9 protein-coding genes are annotated in these 7,055 nt (G+C 67.9%); 4 read left to right on the forward strand and 5 right to left on the reverse strand.

Annotation, left to right across the window (positions count from 1 at the left end):
• Nucleotides 1-98 precede the first annotated feature (98 nt).
• Nucleotides 99-308: a hypothetical protein gene (locus ACESLR_RS10855; protein WP_024327581.1), complete on the forward strand. Its 210-nt coding sequence runs from the start codon at nt 99-101 to the stop codon at nt 306-308.
• Nucleotides 309-352: 44 nt separating this feature from the next.
• On the opposite strand, the gene ACESLR_RS10860 is transcribed toward ACESLR_RS10855, so the two are convergent.
• From ACESLR_RS10860 to ACESLR_RS10870, 3 genes are all read right to left on the reverse strand, one after another.
• Nucleotides 353-1,363, reverse strand: coding sequence for a M14 family metallopeptidase (locus ACESLR_RS10860; RefSeq protein WP_373025334.1), 1,011 nt, complete (start codon nt 1,361-1,363; stop codon nt 353-355).
• Nucleotides 1,364-1,371: 8 nt separating this feature from the next.
• A complete protein-coding gene (locus tag ACESLR_RS10865) occupies nt 1,372-2,811 on the reverse strand; it encodes a glutamate-cysteine ligase family protein (RefSeq protein WP_373025333.1) in 1,440 nt (479 codons plus the stop codon).
• Between the two features lie 268 nt (nt 2,812-3,079).
• Entirely contained in the window at nt 3,080-3,538 is a 459-nt protein-coding gene (locus tag ACESLR_RS10870; RefSeq protein ID WP_373025332.1) for a hypothetical protein, read from the reverse strand.
• 146 nt (nt 3,539-3,684) lie between these two features.
• Here ACESLR_RS10870 and ACESLR_RS10875 point away from each other — a divergent pair, with 146 nt between their 5' ends.
• The 3 genes from ACESLR_RS10875 to ACESLR_RS10885 are packed head-to-tail and all read left to right on the forward strand — an operon-like array spanning nt 3,685 to nt 5,569.
• On the forward strand, nt 3,685-4,248 hold the full coding sequence (locus ACESLR_RS10875; RefSeq protein ID WP_373025331.1) for an RNA polymerase sigma factor: 564 nt from the start codon (nt 3,685-3,687) through the stop codon (nt 4,246-4,248).
• A complete protein-coding gene (locus ACESLR_RS10880) occupies nt 4,238-5,056 on the forward strand; it encodes a hypothetical protein (protein WP_373025330.1) in 819 nt (272 codons plus the stop codon). The genes ACESLR_RS10875 and ACESLR_RS10880 overlap by 11 nt, the downstream gene beginning before the upstream one ends.
• Nucleotides 5,057-5,077: 21 nt before the next feature.
• Nucleotides 5,078-5,569, forward strand: a complete 492-nt coding sequence (locus ACESLR_RS10885) for a DsrE family protein (RefSeq protein ID WP_373025329.1) — start codon at nt 5,078-5,080, stop codon at nt 5,567-5,569.
• A gap of 40 nt (nt 5,570-5,609) precedes the next feature.
• Here ACESLR_RS10885 and murU read toward each other — a convergent pair whose 3' ends face one another.
• Both murU and ACESLR_RS10895 read right to left on the reverse strand, forming a co-directional pair.
• The gene (gene murU / locus ACESLR_RS10890) at nt 5,610-6,284 is read right to left on the reverse strand and encodes an N-acetylmuramate alpha-1-phosphate uridylyltransferase MurU (RefSeq protein WP_373025328.1); all 675 of its coding nucleotides are present in this window, start codon (nt 6,282-6,284) and stop codon (nt 5,610-5,612) included.
• Between the two features lie 3 nt (nt 6,285-6,287).
• On the reverse strand, nt 6,288-7,055 hold a 768-nt coding region (locus ACESLR_RS10895), incomplete at its 5' end, for an aminoglycoside phosphotransferase family protein (protein ID WP_373067359.1).

Here is a 7,055-nt window from a genome sequence, read left to right on the forward strand (position 1 = left end):
GCCTGTATTGCCGGTCTGCAGGGGCTCGGATAGACTGCGCGCCGGGTCGTGTGCGTGCATGCGGGCGACCCCTCAAGGAAGCAACCTCGGACGAATCCATGAAACGCTACGGAATCCGCATCCGCCTGCCGGAAGGCAGCACCATGGCCATGCCGCACCTGCTGGGGCCGGACTGGGAATCCTATCGCTGGTACGACAGCGAGCAGGCCCGCGAAGAGGCGCTGGCCGACATGCAGCGCGACCTCCCGAACTACCGCAAGGGCGATCACGTCGCCCAGGTCCTCGAGCGCGTCGAGCGCGACGCCTGACCCTGACTCGGGTCATTACGGGCGCTTTGCGGCCCGTGCGGTGATCAGGGCGTCAACGGTTCCATCAGGTAGCACAGGCAGTCCTGGGCGATCACGCGGGTGTCGAGCGTGAGCATGGACGGCATCGCCTGGCGTTTCAGCCGAACCTCACGCCCGGCGCGCTCCAGGTACTCTCCGGTGACATCCGAACCATCCTCGGCGATCGCGACGAGCGGCTCGTCGGCATCCTCGCGCACGTTCACCAGGCGCGATCCAGCGGGTAACAGTTGGAAGTTCAGGCCGTCCAAGTCGGGTTCCAGGCGGATGTCGTGCTGTGTCTCCAGCCCGACTTGCAGCCCCGGCCGGACCCGGATCTGGGCCACGGTATGGAAGATCTCGATGGCCCCCTCGCGTGGCGGCTCCGGGGCGAAATGGTCCAGGTGCAGAACCGCGTCGATCATCTCGCGCGCGTGGTCCACGCCGGCCGTGTCCCCCGGGTGGCCGCACTCCAGTGTGACGGCCGGTGCGATGCGCGCCAGCGCCATGGAGGCGACGCCGCGCGGCCGGGTGAAGTAGACCACCGTGCGTCCGAACAGTGCGGCGAGGTTCAGAAACGGCGCATCCAGACGGTTAATGCAGGCGTAGTGGGGATTGCGTCCGGTGTTGTTGTGCAGGTCAATCGCGGCGAACAGCCCGCGGCTCTCCAGGCGCCGGCACAGCTCGGCAAAGACATCGGCTTCGCGCGAACCGCCTTGTTCGGTTCCGGGCCAGATGCGGTTGAAGTCCGGCTGGTCGTCCAGGTGGCGCTGGTTCAGGGCCGCCGCCTGCGGGTTGCCCACGACCAGGGTCAGTGAGCGCGGCAGTGGGCGCCCCGTGTAGTGGCGCAGGAGTTGCTGCACCGCGTGCAGACCCACCGGCTCGTTGCCGTGCAGCAGCAGGACCACGGCCACGGCGGGCTCGCGCTGGCCCTCCAGGTGGATCAGGGCCGGGCCGGGCACGCACTGGTGCAGGGTCTCGGGCGTGGCCTCGAGGAAGCCGTCGGGCAGTTCGAAGTGTTCGTTGATTATGTGGGTCACGGGTTTCCTCAAAGGCCCCAGGTGTGGACCGGCGCGCCGGTGTTTTGCCAGCCGCGATAGGCCCGGACCAGCCCGGGCCAGTTGCGACCGTGACGTGCGACCCAGTCGCGTTGCCAGCGCGTGCCGGTCTGGCCGCTGGCCACGCGCGCGGCGATGATGCCGAGCAGGCCATCGCGTTCGCCGGAGTCAATGCCCAGGTGTTCCAGGCCCTCGGCCGCGCGGGGCAGCAGGTCGCGCGTAATCAGGCGTGGTGCCGGGACGGGATCTCGATGGCCCCAGCGCATGCGGGCGTTCAAGCCTTTCCGGGCTGCATTGTAGAAGTTGTCGCGGGCCTCGGAAAACGGGGTGTCGAGGGTCCCCTCCGGCGATTCGGCCACCAGGTATTCGATCAGACCCAGCGCAAAGGCCGTGTTGGCAAGCATGTCGATCAGCGACGGACCCGCCGGCAGGCAGCGGAATTCCAGGCGCAGGCTGCGGTGGCCATCGGCGTCGCAGCCGACGATCGGGCGGGTCCAGCGCCAGATGGTTCCGTTGTGGAAGGCGAGGTGGGCCAGCTGGTCGGCCGGCTCGTCGAGGGCCACCGGCAGCAGTACCGGGAAGTGCTGAAGGTTCTCGGTGAACAGCTCGCCGATGGAGGCATGCAGATACCCGGTACCGAAGGTCACGCGGCGGATCGGTCCACGCGCCGAGTCGGCGAACCCGCCCACCTCCACGGATTGTTCGAACAGCGGGATGCGGCTCTCGGCCCACAGGTCGTGGCCGAAGATGTAGGGTGTGTTGCCGGCAGCGGCCAGGACCGGTGCAGCCGCGACCAGCGAGGCGTTGTAGGCTCGGTGGGCGACGTCGGGCCGGGTCTCGATATGAACTTGGAAGGAGGTCGCCGCGGCCTCCAGCATCACATCCGTGTGGCAGTGATGCAGGTGCTCGTGCCCGACAATGTCTACCTCCAGCGGGCGTTGGGCGCGCTGTTCCAGGATCGCGCTGTTCAGCGCGCGGTAGCGGGCCTGGCGTGACATGTGATGCAGCCCGAGATCGGCCGGGTCCAGGGTCGGCAGGCTGCCGGCCATCAGCAGTTCGGCCCCGGCGTGGCGCGCGGCCCGGCGTGCCTGGCGCAGGGTCTCGCGCAACTCGTCGAGGATGGCGCCGAAGCAGCCGGGACCGGCGCGGAAGACGCTACTGTTCAGCTCGACATTGAATTGCGCCAGCTCCAGGGTGGCCAGTGGGCTGTCCATGGCCACGAGGAAGGCGTCGTTGACGGGAAGCGGACGGCCATGGGTATCGCACAGCCAGGCTTCGATCTCGAAGCCGAGCCGCGGCGGTGGCGCGGGGTGCTCGGTCGGCCGCGTCCGCAGCCATTCCAGCAGGCGAGCCGTCTCCTCGGCGAGCTTCTGGTGGAAGCGGTCGAAATCTGCCGCGCCAAAGTGCTCCTCGCGGATGTCGCGGCCCAAGGCTAGTGGTCCTTCAGCATGATCGTTACGGGCGCAGCATTCCCGGGGCGTTTCGCTGCCAGACGTGGCGCGCCGGCAACGGCCGGAGCTCCTGTCAGACACCGCAATGCCGCAGCGGGGCGCCACAGAAACGCCCGAAGGATTGGTCTGTCACCGCCCATGGCCGTGTTCCGATCCTTGTAAAGGACTGCGCCATTTCCTGCAATTCGCGCCCCCGCCGGAATATTGACCGGCCCGCCGAACCGGCAATGATCACGTTGCCGGGCCACTAGTCCTCGTCCTGCTGGTCGGCGTCCGATGTCTCGTCGTACAGACTCTCCAGAAGATCGCCCCAGATTTGCTCGTGGTGCTCGATGAAGGCGAGCAGGACCTTGCGGAAGGCGAGGTAGTCGGCCTCAAAGGTTTCGAAATCCGCGCCGCCGTTCAGCAGCTTGGCGGCGCGGTCCGTCTGCTGGAGGCTGTCGCGCAGGTTGAGGCTGGCGGCCATGGCACCCTTCACGCGTTCCCGCTCGTGCGGGATCCAGGCGCGGTCGGACAGCATTGATCGCAGGTTCTCGCCCAGTTCCAGCAGGCGCTTGCGCAGGCGGGGAACCGCCCCGATGGTGCCGGTCTTGAGCTCGCCCCAGACGGCGCCGGTGATCAGGCGTGCCCAGCGTTCGCGCAGGTCCCGGACGGTGTCGGGGTCGAACGCAAACGAGCGCTCCAGTTGTTGCGGATCAAATGGCATTGGGTATCCTGATCGGCGGATCGGGGTGCGCGGTTTGTGCGGTCGCAAGGCCGGGACACCGGAATAGCCCCGCGCCCGGTAGCGTCCTACAGGGTACAAGAACAAGCAAGGTCGCACGTACGGCCTGCGGATGGAGGAAACACAACATGGCAACCTGGTTCGCGCAGCGCAGGCTGCGCCAGAAGGTATGCGACTTGCGGCCCCAGATGTACCGCATGGCGTTTGCGTGGTGTCACGATGCCGCGCTGGCGGACGACCTGGTGCAGGAGGCAATGATGAAGGCCCTGACCCGGCTGAAGTCGTTGCAGGACGAGGGCGCCCTGAAGGCCTGGGTGTTCCGCATCATGACCAACTGCTACCGCGACTGGGGACGGCGGCAGAAGGATACGGTGGACGTGGACAGCATGGAGCTGCCCTGCGAGGACTGTCCGGAGCAGCAGACCGAGCGCAATCGCATGGTCGCGGATGTCCACCGGGCCATGGCCCAACTGAGTACCGATCACCGTCAGGTGGTCGCGCTGGTGGACCTGGAGGGCTTTGCCTACTCCGAGGTCTCGGAGGTGCTGGACGTACCGATCGGCACCGTGATGAGTCGCCTGAGCCGGGCTCGGGCGCAGCTGAAGAAGGTGCTGCTGGAGCAGCAGGCCGACACGGGGACAGCGGCCGATACACCCTATCTCAAGGTAGTGAGGAATCGGCATGTCGAATGAACGACTGAGTGCGAAGAACCGGCCCAGCGAGGAGATTCTCAACGCCTTCGTGGATGGTGAATTCTCGCCGGAGGACCGTCTGTACACACTCAAGACGATCGCCTCCAGTGAGCACCTGAGCCGCGAGGTCTGTGACATGCACCAGCTCAAGGAACTGGTCAACATGGCCTACGAGGACGTGCCGGCCGGGCGCGCCTCTGGTGGGCGTTGTCGCCTGTCGCGCGGTGGCCGTTCGGCCTGGTTCCCGTCGGTGGCGGCCGGGGTGCTCGCGCTGGTCGTGGGTTCGCTGGGCGGGTACGAGGTTACCCGTGATGCCGGTTTCTTCGGGGACAACCATTCGGCCGCCACGGGACAGGATGCCGGTGCCCTGGCGCAAGTAGCTGCGAGTGATGAGGCCCCCGGTGGCGCGGCGGCCCCGCAGCAGGTGTTTTCGGCGACCAAGACCGACCAGGTCCTGCTGCATATCAACGAGGGCGACAAGCGTGCGATGGCCGAGTTGCTGGACGACATCGAGAGCATGTACCGCGAAGCGGCCTCGGTGGGGCGCGATCTGGACGTGCAGGTGGTGGTGCACAACAACGCGATGGACCTGCTGCGGGCGGACAGCGCCCCGTATCCGGAGCGTGTCGCCAGCATGGCGCAGGACTATCCCACGCTGCGTTTTACTGCCTGCGCCCAGACCCTGAACCGGCTGGCACGCGAGGAGGGCCGGAGCGTGGATATCCTGCCGCAAGCCGAACTGATCGACTCCGGCGTGGCCGAGGCGGCGCGCCGTCAGGCCGAAGGCTGGATCTACATCAAGGTCTGATCCGGTGCGGCCGGAGCCCCCATGAACCGCGGTACACGAGCATTGCGCCCCGGCTGGCACCTTCTGGTCGGGGCGTTCTTGTTGATGCTGGCGGCCGGCGCTGCAACGGCGTTGTTGTTCGGTACGGTCGCCGAGGCCCCGGCGGCCGACGAGCCGCTGCGGGTGGTCTATCACATCAATACGGATGACCCGGAGCTGCACCTGAACGCCCTGCGCAACCTGCAGAATCACATCGACGGGACTCCGGCGGGTGCCCCCCTGGAGATCAAGGTGCTCACCCACGGCAGTGGGATCAGTCTGCTGCAGCACGCGCGCACGGACCCGGATCTCCGTAGCACCGTGAACACGCTGAGGCTGCAGGACGTACGGTTCCTGGTGTGCGGCAACACAATGGAATCGCGCGGGCTCGAGCGCGAGGATCTGCACGAGGTCGCGGAGAAGGACGTCGTACCCAGTGGTCTCGCCGAGCTGACCCGTCTGCAACGCGCCGGATATACTTATATCAAGCCCTGAACGAGGCGCCCGCCAAGGGGTAGGCACGTGCCCCGACGGGTTAGCCTCCCCCGAGTTCCGTGTCCAGCGCCGCCAGGCGCTCCGGGGTGCCGATATCGCGCCAGTCCCCGCTGTAGCGCTCGCCCGTGACCCGGCCGGCCTCGATCGCCTGGCGCAGCAGGGGGCCCAGGGCGTGGCGGCCTGACGGCAGATCCCGGAACAGGGCCGGGTCGTACCAGCCGATGCCGCTGAAGGTAAGCGGGTCGCCGCCTTCCAGCCGGACACGCTCCCCGTCCAGGACGAAGTCGCCTTGTGCGTGATGGATGGGGTTGGCGACCAGCACGATATGCGCGAGCGGCCGCTCGGCGCCCGCTTCCATGGTCGCCGGCGGCGTCAGTGGATGGTCACACCAGACATCGCCGTTGACGACCAGGAACGGCTCGTCCCCCAGCAGTGCCAGCGCCTGGCGGATGCCGCCCGCGGTCTCCAGTGCGCCCGGGGGTTCCGGCGAGTAACGCAGGGTCAGCCCCGACTGCTCCTCGCCCAGCGCCGAGCGAATCTGGTCGCCCAGGTGGGCCAGATTGATGACGACCTCCTGATATCCCGCGGCGGCGAGACGGTCGAGCGTGTAGCCAATCAGCGGCCGTCCGCCGGCCGGGAGCAGGGGTTTCGGGCACTGATCGGTCAGCGGCCGCATGCGTTCGCCGCGTCCCGCGGCCAGGATCATTGCGCGCATCGCCTAATCCTCCTGCAGCCGTTCGGGCATGTGGTGGCCAAACCAGGCGGCGACCGGCTCCAGGTCCGCATGCGTCAGCCCCTCCGCCAGCAGCCGGTGCAGGCGGGGCAGGTGCTCCAGGTAACGGGGCTTGGCGTCGCGCCGGGCCAGGCGCACGAAGATGCCGAGGATCTTGATGGTGCGCTGGACACCGAGGACTCGGTAATGGCGCGTGAAGGCCACGCGGTCCCGGGAGGTTCCCGCGAAGTAGCGGTCCAGTCCACGCTCCACCGTGGCCGGCGACACCTCGCGGCGGGCATCCTCCAGCAGGGAGACGACGTCGTAGGCCGGGCTGCCGATCACCGCGTCCTGAAAGTCCAGCACGGCGCAGCTGCGGTCCTCGCCGGGTGGCAGCATCAGGTTGTCGACGTGGAAGTCGCGCAGCACCAGTGTGTCGTCCAGGGCGGGGAGGCCTTCGAGGGTCTCGCGCCAGGCTTCCAGGAACGCGGCGCGCTGCGTCGGTTCCATCGGGGTGCCGCGATGTTCCGGCCAGTACCAGTCAGCGAACAGGGCGGCCTCGTCGAGCAGGCGCGGGGTGTCGTAGGCGGGCAGGGCCGGCGCTTTAGCGGCCTGTTGCGGCCAGGCACGGTGGAGCTGGACCAGGGCGTCGATGGCGCGATCGTACAGCGCGCCTTCTCCGGCCCCTTCGGCAAGGGCCCGGGTAAAGGTCCGGTCGCCCAGATCCTCGAGCAGGACGAACCCGGCCGTCGGGTCGTGCACCAGCACGCGTGG

It is taken from the genome of Thioalkalivibrio sp., assembly GCF_041685615.1.
Taxonomy (GTDB): Bacteria; Pseudomonadota; Gammaproteobacteria; order Ectothiorhodospirales; family Ectothiorhodospiraceae; genus Thioalkalivibrio.

Coding starts and splice junctions, on each gene's coding strand:
- ACESLR_RS10855 (WP_024327581.1), top strand. CDS start 99: ATGAAACGCTACGGAATCCGCATCCGCCTGCCGGAAGGCAGCACCATG.
- ACESLR_RS10870 (WP_373025332.1), bottom strand. CDS start 3,538: ATGCCATTTGATCCGCAACAACTGGAGCGCTCGTTTGCGTTCGACCCC.
- ACESLR_RS10875 (WP_373025331.1), top strand. CDS start 3,685: ATGGCAACCTGGTTCGCGCAGCGCAGGCTGCGCCAGAAGGTATGCGAC.
- ACESLR_RS10880 (WP_373025330.1), top strand. CDS start 4,238: ATGTCGAATGAACGACTGAGTGCGAAGAACCGGCCCAGCGAGGAGATT.
- ACESLR_RS10885 (WP_373025329.1), top strand. CDS start 5,078: ATGAACCGCGGTACACGAGCATTGCGCCCCGGCTGGCACCTTCTGGTC.
- murU (WP_373025328.1), bottom strand. CDS start 6,284: ATGCGCGCAATGATCCTGGCCGCGGGACGCGGCGAACGCATGCGGCCG.